At 34.5% G+C, this 17223-nt stretch carries 15 protein-coding genes; 5 read left to right on the forward strand and 10 right to left on the reverse strand.

What is annotated here, in order from left to right; translation table 11 throughout:
* Window positions 1–279 precede the first annotated feature (279 nt).
* A complete protein-coding gene (locus FHP04_RS09140) occupies window positions 280–1017 on the forward strand; it encodes a T9SS type A sorting domain-containing protein (RefSeq protein ID WP_139855798.1) in 738 nt (245 codons plus the stop codon).
* Window positions 1018–1462: 445 nt separating this feature from the next.
* Here FHP04_RS09140 and FHP04_RS09145 read toward each other — a convergent pair whose 3' ends face one another.
* On the reverse strand, window positions 1463–3109 hold the full coding sequence (locus FHP04_RS09145) for a DUF6029 family protein (protein ID WP_139855799.1): 1647 nt from the start codon (window positions 3107–3109) through the stop codon (window positions 1463–1465).
* Window positions 3110–3138: 29 nt separating this feature from the next.
* Window positions 3139–3621 carry a TlpA family protein disulfide reductase gene (locus FHP04_RS09150; protein ID WP_139855800.1) on the reverse strand — a complete coding sequence of 161 codons (483 nt, stop codon included), beginning with the start codon at window positions 3619–3621 and terminating at the stop codon, window positions 3139–3141.
* 160 nt (window positions 3622–3781) lie between these two features.
* Between FHP04_RS09150 and FHP04_RS09155 the strand changes: the two genes are divergently transcribed.
* Window positions 3782–5083, forward strand: a complete 1302-nt coding sequence (locus FHP04_RS09155; protein ID WP_139855801.1) for an Omp28-related outer membrane protein — start codon at window positions 3782–3784, stop codon at window positions 5081–5083.
* A gap of 78 nt (window positions 5084–5161) precedes the next feature.
* Here the strand turns inward: FHP04_RS09155 and pruA are convergent, their stop codons facing one another.
* Window positions 5162–6787, reverse strand: a complete 1626-nt coding sequence (pruA, locus tag FHP04_RS09160) for an L-glutamate gamma-semialdehyde dehydrogenase (RefSeq protein WP_139855802.1) — start codon at window positions 6785–6787, stop codon at window positions 5162–5164.
* A gap of 179 nt (window positions 6788–6966) precedes the next feature.
* On the opposite strand from pruA, the gene FHP04_RS09165 reads away from it, so the two are divergent.
* On the forward strand, window positions 6967–7671 hold the full coding sequence (locus FHP04_RS09165; RefSeq protein WP_139855803.1) for an NRDE family protein: 705 nt from the start codon (window positions 6967–6969) through the stop codon (window positions 7669–7671).
* On the opposite strand, the gene apaG is transcribed toward FHP04_RS09165, so the two are convergent.
* The 7 genes from apaG to FHP04_RS09200 form a co-directional block, all read right to left on the reverse strand.
* Entirely contained in the window at window positions 7668–8054 is a 387-nt protein-coding gene (gene apaG, locus FHP04_RS09170) for a Co2+/Mg2+ efflux protein ApaG (protein WP_139855804.1), read from the reverse strand. The genes FHP04_RS09165 and apaG overlap by 4 nt on opposite strands.
* Window positions 8055–8058: 4 nt before the next feature.
* Window positions 8059–9153: a DUF3667 domain-containing protein gene (locus tag FHP04_RS09175; protein WP_139855805.1), complete on the reverse strand. Its 1095-nt coding sequence runs from the start codon at window positions 9151–9153 to the stop codon at window positions 8059–8061.
* A gap of 28 nt (window positions 9154–9181) precedes the next feature.
* Window positions 9182–10435 (reverse strand): type IX secretion system plug protein, encoded by a 1254-nt coding sequence (locus FHP04_RS09180; protein WP_139855806.1) that lies wholly within the window; start codon window positions 10433–10435, stop codon window positions 9182–9184.
* Window positions 10436–10581: 146 nt separating this feature from the next.
* A complete protein-coding gene (locus tag FHP04_RS09185; protein ID WP_139855807.1) occupies window positions 10582–11292 on the reverse strand; it encodes a membrane or secreted protein in 711 nt (236 codons plus the stop codon).
* A gap of 217 nt (window positions 11293–11509) precedes the next feature.
* Window positions 11510–11989 (reverse strand): DIP1984 family protein, encoded by a 480-nt coding sequence (locus FHP04_RS09190; protein ID WP_139855808.1) that lies wholly within the window; start codon window positions 11987–11989, stop codon window positions 11510–11512.
* Between the two features lie 194 nt (window positions 11990–12183).
* Window positions 12184–12690, reverse strand: a complete 507-nt coding sequence (locus FHP04_RS09195) for a M23 family metallopeptidase (protein WP_218937257.1) — start codon at window positions 12688–12690, stop codon at window positions 12184–12186.
* A gap of 116 nt (window positions 12691–12806) precedes the next feature.
* A complete protein-coding gene (locus FHP04_RS09200; RefSeq protein WP_139855810.1) occupies window positions 12807–14309 on the reverse strand; it encodes an FAD-dependent oxidoreductase in 1503 nt (500 codons plus the stop codon).
* 356 nt (window positions 14310–14665) lie between these two features.
* Between FHP04_RS09200 and FHP04_RS09205 the strand changes: the two genes are divergently transcribed.
* Both FHP04_RS09205 and FHP04_RS09210 read left to right on the forward strand, forming a co-directional pair.
* Window positions 14666–16018: a Na(+)-translocating NADH-quinone reductase subunit A gene (locus tag FHP04_RS09205; protein ID WP_139855811.1), complete on the forward strand. Its 1353-nt coding sequence runs from the start codon at window positions 14666–14668 to the stop codon at window positions 16016–16018.
* A 5-nt stretch (window positions 16019–16023) separates the two neighbouring features.
* A complete protein-coding gene (locus tag FHP04_RS09210; RefSeq protein WP_139855812.1) occupies window positions 16024–17223 on the forward strand; it encodes an NADH:ubiquinone reductase (Na(+)-transporting) subunit B in 1200 nt (399 codons plus the stop codon).

The following is a 17223-nucleotide window of genomic DNA, read 5'->3' on the forward strand; positions in this document are numbered from 1 at the left end:
TTAGTTTTTTAGGAGTTTTAAAAGATTTAATACCTACAAATTTACCATTTTCATTGAAACAATGTTAATAAAAGATTAAAATTTTTACATATTTAAACAATTTTAATAAATAAACAAATAAAATGTTTATTCTTATGTAAGTGGTTGATTTTTAGTGTTTAAGGTGGTTTTAACAAGTGTTAAAAATTCAAATGTTTTTAATATTCAGGACTTTATATATAATTAAAATCGTTACTTTTGTTAGATTATAATTCCTTTTAACCTTAAAATTTTAAATTAATGAAAATCAAATTACTTTTATTAGCGACCATAGGATGTTTCACTGTAGCTAATGCACAGTTTACTGTAAAAGACAGAGCTGGGAATGAATTGAATAATGGAGATGTTATTGAATTTGGTTCTATTGATTACGTAGATTCCGAATATGAGTTTTTTGTAACCAATGATAATACTTCAGAAGAAATATATACTCGTATAGAAGTTATTGAAAAACAAAATTCTGTAACTGGTACATTTTATCAATTGTGTTACGGATTATGTTATAACGATTTAGAAATAGGAGAGATTGTTCCTCCTGCAGTAGACCCTGCACTTGCTATCGCGGTTGGTGAAACTACAGGTATAGGAAACCATCTATGGAATAACGATGCGGGTAATGGAACAGACAATGTTGAATTTAAATTTGCATTCCGTCAATATTCTGATGCTGCAGGAACAAACGAAATTAATGAACCTTTAATTTTTTCATACCGTTACAACCCGACATTAGGAGTTAACGAATTAAGAAAAGTTAAATTTGCTGTTCAGTCTACAATAGTTTCTAATGAAATTGTTATGGAAATTGCTGAGCCTGTTCAATTAACTATGTATAATGTTTTGGGGAAAGTTGTGAAACAAGCATCTTTTGATACTGGACGTCATACTATCAATGTTTCAAACTTAGCTTCACAGGCTTATGTTTTACAAATAACCAACAAGGCTGGTTCTGTACAAACTACTAAAATACTAAAGCAGTAAGGTTTATTTTTATAGTTTTCTTAAAAGACTATTCTTAATCGGAATAGTCTTTTTTGTTTTTACATACCTCTTAAATAAGTTTCTCTTCAAATAATGATTTCTATTTCATGAAGTTAAACGTGTAAGTTTGAATGATTTACTGGTTTCAGCTTGGCTTCATTTAGTAACATCTCGTTGTTGAATTTTGTTAAGGCTTCGTATGTATCTCGAAATTCAACTTAATTTAATTACTTAATAAGTGTTTCAATTAAGGTAAATGCTTAAACATCATTTCCTTGCTTTTTAAAAAAGTCAAGTAATACTTCTCAATATATGAGACCTGGAAAATAATTCATTGTTACTAAATACTTATAGTTAAATAGAAAGTCCTAACCTCAGTTTATTCCAAAAAAAAAGGTCGTTCAAAACAATTTGAACGACCTGTATATACTTATAAATAAGTAGTTTAGAATGTAACAACAAGGTTTGCTGTTACTCCTGAACTTTCAGGAACTTCGCGACAAACACCTCCTACACAAATTAAACCACCTCTTTGGCGACCATAGTTAAGTCCGAAACGAGCACGTCCTTTTGAATAACTACCTCCAATATTGTAAAAGTGGTCGTTATTTGGGCCTCCATAATTCCAAGAATCTGCTACATACACACCTAAAGATGAGTTGAAGTTGTATTCAAGAACTCCAGCTGCCCAGTTTTTATCATCGTCTGCAGTCCAAAGATGTTGTAACTCCATACGTAAAGCTTTAGCACCTGTAAAGCGTCTAGTTCCTTCAATAACGGCAATCTGAGCGCGGATGTCTCCTTGCTGACCTAGAATTCCTCCTTTAGAAACACTCTTGTCTATTATAACATCTTGGAAAGATGCAACAGTGCTCCATTTTGAGCTCCAACGGTTTTTTATTTCAATATTCAAATCTCTGAAGTATCTATCACCTTTACCAATAAACTTAACATCGTAGTTTTGATCTGTTTTATTGAATTCGGTGTCAAGTCCAGCCCAGTATGAAAAGTTACCAGCTAGTTTTGTTCCTACTTTACCTAAAGCGCTTTCTTTGTCGAAAGAGTAATAAACATCAACTTGAGTTCCTACTTCTCCAGCTCTCTGCTCGTTTGTAGTAAACAACAGTCTTGGTTGAGAGTTGTACACATATATATTAGAAAGCAAATAATCGTGTTGCTTTGTAATTGCTGGAACGTAGTTTATAATTTGCTCGTTGTATTGGTTTCCTTCAGCGTATCTGTCTGAATAAAAAGAGAAGTTTTCTAGCCTTCTAAAAGTTGTATTTATACCAAGTCCTTTTTGTGCGTACCCTAAGTTTACTAATAAAGCAGTTCCGTCAAACAATTGAGGTGATGTTACTATAGTTTCATTTATAAGTACGTCTGGGTCCTTTGTATTTGCTTCAACTCCACCGTAAAATTTACCAGCTACAAAGTCAAGTCTTCCTCCATAAGCATTAACACTTGCTGGAATTGTATCGTTTGCACCATTGTCTTGATATCTACCAACGTAACTAGCGCCAAATTTTAAATCTACTGCATCAATATTCATTAATGCACTTAAATCTAAATTGGCATCAAGTCCTTGGATTACTCCTTCAGAAACATCAAAACCATTACGAGTCTGTCCGTAAACTCCAGTCATATTGAAAGTTGCAGTTGGACTAAACTTAACACGAACACCTTTCAAGGCATTGTTTATTCCTAGTTGTCTGTCTTCCCAAGTACGTAACAGTAATCCACTACCAAATTGTTCGTAGAAATAACCAGCAGTAACATCTAGGGTTTCATTTTTAAAATTTAAGTAATAAGTTCCAATTCCGTTTTGATTATCCCAAGTAGGAGAATAGCCTTCTAGAGCCTTTGGTAAATACGATTCGTATTGTACTCCAGCAGTAAATTTTCCTAATGAATAATTTAATTGAAGGTAATTGTTAGAACGAAACTGTTCTTTTGGGGCAAAATAACCAAAATCTTCATCGTCTAAAAGCCATTGAGAATTCGATTCAAGTCCACCAAAAAAGTAGCCATTTTCTTGTGAAAAGCCAATTGCTCCCACTAAAAGAAAGGCGCCTAAAATAAGTTTTTTCATAATTATTTGTTGGGTTTGTAATGTAAAGATTAGTTAGAGAATTCCTTTATTTTTTCATAAAGTTCATACTCTGCACCAGGGCTATATCCAGAATGACGATAAACTATTTCATTGTTTTTTACAAGAAGTGTTAATGGTACGGTTGCAGCACCTAAAGCACGTTTAAAATCATTATTAGTGTCTAAAAGCACAGTGTAATCCCAGCTTTTTCCATTAATTAAAGGTTTAACTCTTTTTACAGTTCGACTATCGTCTACAGAAATTGCGTAAAGCTCAACACCAGTTTCTTCTTGCCATTCGTCGTAAATTTCGCTAATTGCATCTAATTCTTTTAAACAAGGCACACACCAAGTTGCCCATAAGGATACAATAGTCACTTTGTCATCGGTTGAAATGCTTGAAGAGTTAAAAACATGACCGTCTACTGTTGTAAGATTTACTTTTGGCATTTCATTTTGTGATGTAGCAGCTAAAGATACAAGTAGAAGTAAAAGAGGAATTAATTTTTTCATTTTGTAATAAGGTTTTAATTTAACTTTATATTAGCAATATTAAGTTTTTTTTAATGAATTAAAGATTGGTTTTTTGAGAAAATATTGATTTAACAATTTATTCTTTAACATTTTTTTATAATTGCGCTATATTAGCACACTTTAAAAAACTAATTTTATTATGAAAACACATCCCTATTTTAAATTTTTATTCCTATTTGCGGTTTTGGCAGCTTTTTCTTGTAGCAAAAAAGAAGATCCATTTGTTGAGCAAGGACCAGCTTTAGTATTAGAACTCAAAAGTGACGCTGGGAATGGAGAGTTAGAAGTTGTGAGCATTGATCAAGTGGTTAATTTTACTGTTATAGGTAACGACGATCAAGACTATACATCTCTGGCGAATATTCTAGTAAATGATGTTGAAATTGAAGGTAGTAGCTACACGTTTACTGAACTGGGTAACTATCAAGTAAAAGCTATATATGATGATGTAGTAAGTAATGTATTAACGTTTGAAGTACTTGCTGAAACTGAAAGAGCGTTAACAGTGAGTGTTACTAAGGCAATGAGAAATCAAACAGTTACATTTGGCCTTCTAGATAATGAAGGTACTGATACTTCAGACGAAGCTACTTTTTATGTTAACAATACAGCTATTGAAGGTAATACATATTCATCTAATAATGTAGGAGACTTTGAGGTTTATGCAGAGTATGTAGTAAACAATGAAACTTATACTTCAGCAACAAAGAATTTTGCAGTATATATACCAAAACGTAAAGTAGTAGTTGAAGATTATACAGGAACTTGGTGTGGATTCTGTCCAGCGGTTGCTTTGGCTATAGACGAGTTAAGAGCTGCTACAGAGCATGTAAGTATTGTAGCAATTCATAAAACTGCGGCAAGTTTACCAGATCCATTAGATTTCCCTAGAATTCAGGAATTACAAGATATGTTTGGTGTAAGTAATGGTTTCCCTAAAGGACAAATTAACCGTACTGTAGCTTGGCCAGATCCTTATCCAAGTAGTCAAATTTTATCAATGGCAGGTGCAGATACTGATGTTGCAATTGCAATTAACTCAAAGCTTACAGGTGCTAGCTTAACTGTAGAAGTAAAAGTTGTTTACGAAAATGGTTCAACTCCTGGTGATAAGGTTGTGGTTTACTTATTAGAAAACGGCGTTGTTGCGCCACAGGCTAACTACTTTAATGAAACTCCTGGGCATCCTTATGAAGGTCTAGGAAATCCGATTGAAGATTATGTACACAATGATGCGTTGAGAAATTCACTTTCTGACTTGTTTGGAGATGCAATTCCTTCAACACCTGCTTTCCAAGAATTTAAAAAGAACTACACCTTTACAGTTCCTTCTAACTATGTAGGTGAAAACTTAAGTTTTGTAGTTATGGTAGTTGATCAGGACAACAATGCTAAAAACTCTCAGTTTGCAAGTATTAATGAGACTAAGAATTTTGAATAAAAATTTTTAAAATAGATCATAAAAAAGCCCCGATTTGAAACTTCAAATCGGGGCTTTTTCTATTTAAATGATTTTAGGTTACCCTAAGAATGGATATCTATAATCTGTAGGAGAAACAAAAGTTTCTTTTATCAATCTAGGAGAAATCCAACGGTAAAGGTTTTGTTTACTACCTGCTTTATCATTTGTGCCACTTGCACGAGCTCCACCAAAGGGTTGTTGCCCTACAACAGCTCCAGTTGGTTTGTCGTTGATATAGAAGTTACCTGCAGCGTTTTCAAGAGCTTTTACAGCTTCTTCTAAAGCATATCTATCTTCACTGAAAACAGCACCTGTCAATGCGTATTCGCTAGTTCCATCAACTAATTCAAGCATTTCTGTCCAGTCTTTATCTTCATATACGTAAACTGTTAGAACAGGTCCAAAAAGCTCAGTACACATAGTAGTGTATTTCGGGTCTTTAGTTACAATAACAGTAGGCTCAATAAAGTAACCTTTGCTCTTATCGTATCCACCTCCAACAATAATTTCAGCGTTTTTATCTTTCTTAGCTTGATCTATGTAGCTTGCAAGTTTATCGAAAGAGCTTTCATTAATTACTGCAGTAATAAAGTTCCCCATATCTTCTGGAGTACCCATTTTGAATGAACGAACATCTTCAATCAATTGCTTTTTAACATCTTCCCAAATTGTACTGGAAATGTAGCAACGGCTTGCTGCACTACATTTTTGACCTTGGAATTCAAATGCTCCACGGGCCATTGCAGTAGCAACTTGTTTTGGGTTGGACGTTTTATGAGCAACAATAAAGTCTTTACCTCCAGTTTCACCTACTATTCGTGGGTAAGTTTTATAGTTTGAAATATTGTTTCCAATTTTCTGCCAAATACCTTGGAAAACTCCTGTTGAACCGGTAAAGTGAACTCCACTGAAATCTGGGCTTGCCATAAGCGTATCTGAAATCATTACAGCGTCTCCCATTACCATGTTGATTACTCCTGCAGGAACACCAGCTTCACGGAATACATCCATAATAACTTTTGCTGAATAAACCTGAGTGTTACTTGGTTTCCAAACTACTACGTTCCCCATTAATGCAGCGCTTGCAGGAAGGTTCCCAGCAATGGCAGTAAAGTTGAATGGAGTAATAGCATAAATAAATCCTTCTAGCGGACGGTATTCAACTCTGTTCCAAGCTGAAGATGTAGATTCTGGTTGCTCAGCATAGATTTCAGTCATATACTGAACGTTGAAACGCAAGAAATCTATTAGCTCGCAAGCAGAATCAATTTCAGCTTGATAGATATTTTTAGACTGCCCAAGCATTGTAGCAGCGTTTATTTTTGCTCTATATGGTCCAGCAATTAGTTCGGCAGCGCGAAGGAAGATTCCAGCACGTTGTTCCCATGGCATTGCAGCCCATTTTTTTCTTGCTTCCAAAGCAGTTTCAATTGCTTCTTCAACATTTTTCTTAGTAGCTTTATAGTAAGTACCTAACACGTGCTTGTGATCGTGTGGAGGCGACATTGTAGCGGTTTCTTTAGTTTTAACCTCTTTTCCGTTGATAAATAAAGGCACTTCAATTTCTGCCTTATACATTTCTCTATACGTTTTAAGTACTTCTTCTCGTTCTTGTGAACCAGGAGCGTAGTCCTTAACAGGTTCGTTTACAGCGATCGGTACTTCAAAAAATCCTTTTCCCATTACATTATTATTTTTGTGTTCTTAAAGGTTGCAAAGATACAATTTTTGAAGCACCTAATCTTCATATTTCTTAATTCCAAAATGGATAAATTTGGTAATCAGTCTAATTTTACATTTAAAGCTAGTAAATTGGTGATTTTAAGTTTCCTTTTGTAGATTCGATTAATAAATAAATCATAATGTGCACTATAACTTTCACTCCTATATCAAATCACGGATTTATATTAACTTCTAATCGTGACGAAGCTCCAGGTCGAGAAACCTTACCGCCTGAAATTTATAATGAAGATGGCGTAAAACTACTTTATCCTAAAGATGCGGTTGCGGGAGGAACTTGGATAGGAGTAAGTGATAGAAAACGTGTTGCTTCATTAATGAACGGAGGCTTTGTGGCTCACGAACCCAAACAATCTTACCGTAAAAGTAGAGGAGTAGTGCTAAAAGATATTTTGAGATCAAACGATTTAAAATCGGAAATAGAACAATACAATTTCCAAGATATTGAACCATTTACCTTTATACTTGTAGATTGGAATGATGGTGTTGGATTATTTAAATTAGTTTGGGACGGGGAAAAATATCATTTTTCTGAAGAACCCTTAGCTCCTCAAATATGGTCTTCCTCACCATTGTACCCTGAAGTTTTAAAGAAAAAAAGAGAGAAATGGTTTTCAGAGTTCTTATTCAAAACTATTAGACCTACAGCAGATGAATTGCTAAATTTTCATAAAACATCAGGAGATGGAGATTTCAACAGTAGTTTAGTAATGGATCGGGAATATGTAAAAACTAAAAGTATTACACAGTTTGTTAAGAATAACGATGCTATTTCAATGCGGTATGAAGATTTGCAAACTGATAAAGTAAGTAATACAGCATTTTAATTCAATGAGAAGGGAGCGCTCAAGTTAAAAAGCGGAATTGCAACACTAAATTTACGATTAGATTCAAAATTTATCATGTTAAAATGACCTTTCATCGAGCCAAAAGGTGAGAATAATAAGCAGCCACTAGTGTACGAATGTCTTTCACCAGGCTTTAGAATAGGTTTTTGCCCAATAACTCCTTCACCTTCTACAATAACAGTGTTGTTTAATGAGTCTTTGATTACCCATCTTCGCGAAGTGAGTTGAACAGTGTCTTTTCCTTGGTTTTCAATGGTGATATTATAAGCAAAGGCATATTGCATTTTACGGTTTTTGTAAAATGTCCCGTCAAATTCAGTAAGTACTGAAATTTTAATTCCCTGTGTTACCTGTTGTACCATTTTGTTAATATAAAGCTGCACTTATCGCTACAAAAAATCCTATTGCTACCATAAAACTCAGCGAGAATATAATGCTTAAAAATACAAATTTAAACAATGTTGTCCACTTTCCCTGACCATAAAATTTCTTCAGTGCGAAGTAAAAATATAATGGGCCAATGATGGCAAATAAAAGGGTTTGAAAAAAAGTGGAGTTAAAGATTATATCAGGAATACTGAAAATAATCAAATAAAGAAATATAAAACTGAAAATATGAAATACAAAAATTACGTGTTCAATAAAATTGTATTTATTTCGAGAGTAGGATAGCCAAAAAAACAAAGCATAAATTGGAGCAAAAAAGAATAAGAAAAAAGGCAATTTAGCTTTTAAATAGTTGAAGAATTCGTCTGTATTGTGAATTATTTTGTAAACCGAAACAGATCGCGAATAAAGCCATCGGTGTTTAAAGGTGTTGATGTGACCTAAACTATCAAGAGCTGCAATTGGGTTTTCAATCTTAGTTTTTAAATAATAAGAATAATAGATATTTCCGCGCTTACTGTAGCTTTCAAAAAATGATAAACTATCTAAAGTTTTATCTGAGTAATATTGTGATATGCCCAGTTCTTTAGCTTTTGAAACTTCATTAGTAGAACTATTTAAAATGAAATTCTCTGGTTGTTCATTAATTAGCGAATCCATCGAAACGCCATTTTCAACATCATTGTTTAGACTGAATGACCTAGACTTTTCTGAGGTTTGTACAAACCCTATAAAACTTTCTAAAAGAAAATAAATAATAGAAACACTTAGAAAAAAGCGAAAGGGATTGGCGTATTTAAGACGTTGTCCTTTTACATAGTTCTTTGTAATTACACCAGGTCTAAATAGTAAATCCTTGAATGTTGTGCGTATTCGAGAGTCATAAACTAGAATACTACTAAGGAATTCTGCCAAAAAATCTTTGGCAGAAAGTTGTTTGTCACTATTAAGTTGAGAGCAATATGGACAGTAAACATCGCTTTTATCGAGTGGTTGATTACAGTTCAAGCATTTAGTTCCGCGGTATCGCATTGATTTTCTTCCACCGTGAACTTTTGGCTTACTTTTGCTCATCACTCGGTCATTAAGTGAAATTTATAAATTAATTATTGGTAATTGAGGTTGAGTTTGCACGACCAATTCCTATAATTCTATCGTATCTAGCTCCAAGGTCTCGGAAGTAAACTACTACGGTATAATCGTTTTCTGTTTGCCAGAAATCTCCACTGATAGCGCCTTCATCTATACTTCCATCTCTATTTACTACCACATATTTGTAGTTGTAAAACCCTTGTTTGAAAAGTCTAGTATTTCTGTAAGAATCACTTTCACTGTCATAACGTAAGTACGTGCTTCCGTCTATGGTCCAGTTGTTGAAGTTGCCGTAAACGTGAATCTCTTTGTCGCCTAAATCTTCATAATACTGTAAGTTGAAATGCATACGAACATATTCAGCTTCAATATCTTGATTTCTAGCATCAATATTCCTTACCACAAAATTACCGTTAATATCGGGGTTGTAGGTGTAAGGTCTATTGTACCTTGGAATATTTGTAAATAAATAATTTTCGTATAAATCGGTAACGGCGATCGACCTTATACCGTTTGAGGCTGAACGCTCATCCTTGTTGTCGAAAGCTAAAAATTCATTTCCGCCTCCAAATGCAGCTTCTTTGTCATACTTATAAATAAGCTCATTCCCCATAGTGTATTGTGGAACAAGGTCTGTTATAGCGGTTTTAAGGTTGCTGTTTTGAAGTACTAGGGTTTTTACGCTTTGCTTAGGGTTTCTCAATAATAGGCTTTGTGAGTTTACAGTAAATTGAACTACTTGTTTTTCATCGATAACATTTAGATCTCGTGCACGCTTAATTTCAACTCCAACCGATGCGATATCCTCTACGACTAAGAATTTTCTAGTAAAAATTAAATCTCCATTACTACTAAATATGCTTAGTAAATAATTCCCGCTTTTTTTAATTGTTCGAGTGTCTCGGTTAGGGATGATTAGTTTGTAATGTGAATATATTTGAAGTGTGTTTAATGAGTTTTGATATTCGGTAATTCGAACATCGTCAAATCCATCTAAATATTCACTTTTTGAAAGGTCTGAAGGGGTCCAATCAAAATTGTGGTGAGTGATTCTATAAAAGTAATCTGCTTCATCTCCATTTAACGCATCGAACGTTAATTCTAGAGATTGTCCTAATCTGATTATTGGTAATTCACTTAATTCTGTAGCACCTTTAAATTGTACAGTTTGAATGTAGGGTGGTTCTACTTTTTCAGTGATTTGAGCCGAAGCCTGAGGCACGGTAATAATAATAATGAGAATACGTAGAATCGATTTTAGCATAATGTTGATTTATGGAGCTAAGATAAACAAATTTTATGCCTGTTTATTATGTTAAGCAACCGTTGTCTTGTGAATGTTGCTTTTGAAGCTGAAAAGAAAATTAATTTAGGTTTATTGTATAAATTTTTGGTGCGTTTTATAATCTACTATTCTCGAAGGCTCCATATTTCATTTATGGGGTCACCTTTGCTTGAAAATCCTGAGTGGTTCCAATCTCCATTTTTCAGCTTATAGTTAAATTTCAAGTTTAGTCCAACTTTAGTATTGTCTTTAGAAAAGAATTCAATGTTTTCGGTGTAGTTACCATCTAAGGTAGTGTAAGTACCTCCGCCGGTTCCCATAAATTGTTTAGTTTCGGTATTATAAGCAATCCACTGAAATCGAGTTCCAGATAAAATTTTCATCGTTTTTCTCGGTCCGTCGGAATCTCGTAATTCAGTTTTCCCGTCTTTTACTCGTCCAGACATCAACCAAGCACCTTGTAATTTTCCAGGCTCACCCTTATCTATTCTTTTTAACCGTTGGTTGTTTAAAGGAAATTTAACTTCAGTTTCGGTGATCAGTATTTTGTGGTTTTCTTGATTTCCAACAGAAAATGAATTGGTAGAGTTAAACTCTAAATGTTGTGTTAGGACGTTTCCATTTAACTTCCAAGCACCACCATGCGTTTTAATAAATTCTCCAGTTTTGGCATTAAAAGTAGTGGATGAATAATAGCCATCTGTAAAAATCACAACATTCTTTAATTCTTCATTATCTTCAGATGTTAAATAATTTTCCCAAGCGCCAATTAAACTTTGTGCATTTATGCTAAAGGAGATTAAGACAAACAAAAGTAAAGTTATAAAGCTTCTCATAATTTAAATAATTAAATGATTGATAAAAAGAATGATCGGTCAGTACCTGGTAGTAAGTTGTAAATTATACACTTGTAAGTTGTAAGCGGTAATGGGTCTTAAACAGTACGTTTTGCCGCAACCCAAGCAGCTTCTGTATTGGTAGTGTTTTCAGTTTGCCCCGAAAACTACCACAAAAAGGGGCTGGTACTCGCCCCGACCATCCTAGCCTTTCGGTTTAATCTTTGAGCTCGGTGAGCCAATTTATTTCTTGAATCTTGCTGTCAATTTTTCTAAAAGCTCTTCCTGTTTCATCCATTTCATTTTGAAGCTTTTTGATGCTAATTGTATTTTTTAAATTACTGTCGCCACTGTTGTCAAACTGTGCGTCAAGTCTTATTCTTCTTAGTCTTTCAGAAAGCATTTTTAAAGAATCTCTTTTCGCTAGTGCTTCCATAAGAGCTCCTTCACCTTCAACTAAAGTTTCGTTGTTGGTTTTATTAATTCGTATAATTAAGGTTTCTAAATCTTGAATTGCTTTTCGTAACTGAGCTATCAATTTATCAGGATCTTCTTGAGGTAGTTTGTCGTCTGAAACTACTAAAACAGGTCTAATTCTATTTTGAAGATGTTCAATTTTCTTCAATAAGTCTGCTCTTAGCAAAAGTCCTTCAGCAAGCTTCATTTTCTTATTTATTTGATCGTTATTATTGGACATTAAAACACCATTAAAATTACATAATAGGCTCCTGAACTTTTGAAGCCTTCTTTAACTCCTGTAGTGAGGTTCTACGTTTTGATTGACTTTGCAAATATACAATCAGATTACAGTATCAAAATAGTAAAGAAATGCTAACCTAAGTTTAGAGTGATACTAGAATGCTATAAAAAGTAATTGTAAATATCCACTTATCAGTTTTCGAAATACTCAATAGGGTTTAAGAAAAACATTTTTTTCCAACCTTGTTTGTCGGAATCTATTCTCCAAAAATACGGAATAATCGTAACAATAGAGTAGTGGAGATGTGGTGTTTTTCCAGCAGCATTTCCAGTGGTTCCAACTGTACCTATCTTAGATTTTTTACTTACAAAAGACAACAAAGAAGTGTTTAAATCATTTAGGTGAGCGTAATAATGTAACCGCCATTTTGGTCCAAGTACTAAAACTATTTTTCCTCCTATAGGCACTTCTCCTGAAAATAATACAAGTCCATTTGTAGCCGAATATATTGAAGTTCGTTTTTTAGCGAATACATCTACACCTTTATGTGTAACAGATTTCCCCCACGGGTAATACCAAAACGAATCAGCATTATAATCATGCTTAGTGGCATCTTTTACAGGCATTTTTAAATTTTGTGGAATTAAAAAACCTATAATTAGTATCGATAATAATGTAAATAGAAGATTCTTTTTCAACAGTAAAGATTAAGCTAAGTTTTAATTGATAGCTAAAATAAATAAATTCCTAATGTGAAATAATAAAAGATTTATACTTTATACTTCCCTCAAATTGTGTATTCAATATATTAGGTTTATTCGGCGTTATTGGAATTATTTTTTCTTTTTAAAACTCGTCCTCTAGGTTCGTTTCCTTTATGGAGTGCAATTTCAGAATGAAGGAATTTTGCGGCCGCTGCAGAGTCTTTTACTTTTGAAGCACTTCGCTTTATCATATCAGCTTCGAAATCATTTAAAACGCTTTCTCTTATTCCTGCTTTTCTCCATTGGGGTGAGGCATTGCAACCTATGGATATTTTTCTTGCCAGGGAAAGTGCGTCCAATAGTGCTTGATTGGCACCTTGACCTTTAAAAGGACTCATAGGGTGGGCAGCATCTCCAATTAAGGTGATTGCCCCACATTTCTTTAATAATTTTGGATCGAGTAATTCTCGGTCGTAAACTGGATATCCAGAAATTTGAGCTTCTTCCGTAGCACTAATAATTTGAGGGATAGGAGAATGCCACTGAGTTCTTTTGATTGCTTCTTCCTTTAACGTTTTAGCTCCTTTTTCACTTAATGATTTTGCATGTTTTTCCGACATTGGAAAGCTAAGTTGCCACATAACAGTATCTGAAGTGAAAGGCATAACGTATATACGTTCGTTGCCATTTGCGGTTTGAAATACTGTTTTAGAATCTAAAAGTGAGTTATCAATGTTTTTTAGGGATTCTAAAGAGCAAACTCCAAGAATTACAATACAATCAAGATGTCGTAATGGAGAAATAGTTTCACCAATTATAAGCTTCCTCACTGAACTTCGAATGCCGTCTGCACCTACAACGAGATCAGCTCTTGCTGTTTTAGTTTTCCCGTTTTCTAAAAATTTTAAGTCAACGCTATTGTCTTTTCTTTCCTTAAGGTCAATTAATTTGTGGCCCCACTGAATTGAGTTTTTTGAATCTAGTTGCTCAAGTAAGGCTAGGCGTAGGGATTGCCTTGCGATATGAATATTAGTTTTTTTTGAAGTCTTTTTTGAATCAGGTTTAATCCATTTTCTCATTCCCCATTCTCCAATAATTATTCCCTCTACAGTATGAACTAGATGTCTGTTTGATATCACGCCATCTTTTAAGGAGAGAATTCCTAATGCAGCAATGGCTTTACTGGCTTGTTGAAGTGTGAGTCCGTAGCCTTGAGATCGAGTGTCGAAATCATCGTCTCGTTCATAAAGAGTGTAGGGGATGCCGCGATGTAAACAAGCTATGGCAAGAGCTGCGCCACCTATTCCGCCACCAATAATTGCTATATGTGGCATTGTTTCACTATCCGGGATTGGATGGCTTTTTGAAGGAATTATTCCTGTTCCTTCACAAGTTGTACAAGGTTTAGAAGGAGCTTTAGCCCGAGTGGGGGCTTTGGTTTTAGTAGTTGAATTTTTAAATTCATCTAATTCATTTTGATAGCGTTTTCTAGCTTTTATGCTGAGTTTTTGACGTGTTTTGCCACGCCCTTTACAATTATTACAAGCAGCCCAGTAATTTTTTTCATTTTCCACCCTTCTAACTTCTGTTTGCTTATTTTGATATTGTTCCATTGATAATAATAAAACAATCAAAATAAACTGTGTTGCATTTTTTTATAGCGCAATAGTAATTATTTTTTGTGGTTGTAGCTGAAGGTATTGGATGGAAGATAATATTTTTTTAATCAAAGGATAGAATAAAGAAACTTGTGATAAATTTATTTTTTGATGTGAAATAAGTAATTTTTAAGTCATACATTCTTTCAAACCCTTTTTAATTTGCCTAATCTTATTTTTCTGAAATAAAATTATACTCATTTGTTGTGCAATGGTGGTTTTAATTTATAAATTTGCACGCCCTTAAACTCAGAGGATATATTATTTTGGGTTTATTAAGGTGATATAAAGGCATTATTAATATCTGTATTATGTCCAAAGACATTAAAATTAAAAAAGGTCTCACTATTAAGCTGAAGGGTGAAGCGGAAAAGACAATTTCTAGCGCACCAAGATCTAGAACTTTTTCTATAAAACCGTCGGATTTTCATCTTATCATCCCGAAAATGGTGCTTAGAGAAGGCGATAAGTTTCAAGCTGGTGACACCATTTTCTACTCAAAGAGTAACGAATCGATAAAATTTGTTTCACCTGTAAGTGGTACTCTTACTAAAATAGAGCGCGGTGCAAAACGTGTAATTACTAACCTTTTAATCGAAGCGGATACGCAGGATACTTATAAGGATTTTGGTGTTTTAAACCCAGAATCTTCAAGTGCTGATGCTATTAAAGCTAGGTTGCTAGAATCTGGTTGCTGGCCATTTATTATGCAGCGACCATATGCGGTTATTGCCAATACTGAGCAAGAGCCAGAAGCTATCTATGTTTCAGCAAATACTACTGCGCCTTTAGCCAACGATGTTGATTTTTCTTTAAATGGTAAAGAAAAAGAGCTTCAAGCTGCTGTAACTGCTCTTAGTAAACTTACTAAAGGACAGCTGCATGTTGGTGTTGGTAAAAGCGGAAGTTCTCCTTTTAAAGGTTTAAAAGATATTACACTGCATACTGTTTCAGGACCGCACCCAGCAGGTAATGTTGGTACGCTAATAAACAAGATTCAGCCAGTTAATAAGGGTGAGGTTGTTTGGACTGTTGCGCCACAAGATCTTGTAATTATTGGTGAGTTATTGCTAACTGGTAAGTTTAATGCTGAAAGAACTGTTGCTCTTTCAGGTTCAGAAGTAAAAGCTCCAAAATATTATAAAACTAAAATAGGTTCAGAGGTTTCTACATTCTTGTATGACTCTGGGTTGAACAGTGAGAACGTACGCGTTATTAGTGGTGATGTTCTTACTGGAGCTAAAATTTCACCAAAGGGTCATTTAGGATATTACAGCAATACTGTAACTGTAATTCCAGAAGGTGATGACTACGAATTGTTTGGTTGGAATAAGCCTGTTTTTGATAAAATATCTACTTCAAGAGCGTTAACATTCTCTTGGTTGATGCCAAATAAAGTATACGATCTAGATACAAATACTAACGGAGAGCATAGAGCTTTCGTGATGACAGGTATCTATGAAGAAGTTTTTCCATTAGATATGTATCCTTTACAAATGCTTAAAGCTTGTATGGTTAAAGATCTAGATCAAATGGAAGCTATGGGAATGTATGAGGTAGCACCAGAAGATTTCGCGCTTACAGAATTTGTTTGCGTAAGTAAGCAACCACACCAACAGATCATTAGAAACGGTCTTGACATAATGTATAAAGAAATAGGATAATTGCTATGGGATTGAAACAGAATTTACATAAGCTAAAGGAAAAGTACAGAGGTACAAAAATGGCTCCTGCATTTAATGCGTTGCATACCTTCTTGTATATGCCGAATGAAACCACACATTCTGGTTCGCACGTTCGAGTAGTGGACGATTTAAAGCGAACAATGAACACGGTTATTATGGCACTTGTTCCTTGTTTAATTTTCGGAATTTTTAACGCCGGATATCAGCATTATGCTGCTATAGATGGAACTTTGCGATTAGATCCTTTTGCTAACTTCTTTACTTGGGACAACTTTGCTCTAGGTGCTTTAAAGGTGTTGCCTTTGGTTATAATTTCATACGGAGTTGGTCTTTTAATAGAATTTATTTTTGCAATTATCAACAAACATGAGGTAGAAGAAGGGTATTTGGTAACGGGTATGCTTGTGCCACTTATTGTTCCTATTGATATTCCACTTTGGATGCTTACTGTGGCGGTAATTTTTGGTGTTGTAATTGGTAAAGAAGTTTTTGGTGGAACAGGGATGAATATCCTTAACCCAGCGCTTACAATTCGTGCTTTCTTATTCTTTGCTTACCCAACTTGGATGAGTGGAGATAAAGTTTGGGTACACGGTGCTAAAGAAATGACTGGACAACCTGATGCAATTTCAGGGGAAACAATATTAGGTAGCTTAGCTCAAAACCAAGAACCTATTTATAGTATATGGGATAGTTTCTGGGGCTTTATACCTGGATCGGTAGGAGAAACTTCTACTTTCTTAATACTATTAGGCGCAGCGTTTTTAATTTACACAAAAATTGGAAGCTGGAGAATTATGCTTTCAGCGGTTATTGGTGCCTTAGCAATGGGGCTTATCTTTAACGGTGTTGTAAATGCTGGTTGGATTCAAGAAGGAAATACTTTCTACGGATTAATGAGCGAAACATTCTGGCATCACTTAGTGATTGGTGGTTTAGCTTTCGGTATCGTTTATATGGCTACAGATCCAGTTACAGGTTCGCAAACCAATATGGGTAAATGGTATTACGGTTTCTTTATAGGGTTTATTTCGGTGCTAATTCGAGTGTTTAACCCGGCTTACCCAGAAGGTGTAATGCTTGCAATATTGTTGATGAACGTATTTGCACCAACAATTGACCATTACGTGGTACAAGGAAATATTAAGAAGAGAATGAAACGTTTAAAAGCTAAAACAGCGTAA

This window comes from Aequorivita sinensis (assembly GCF_006346335.1).
Taxonomy (GTDB): domain Bacteria; phylum Bacteroidota; class Bacteroidia; order Flavobacteriales; family Flavobacteriaceae; genus Aequorivita; species Aequorivita sinensis.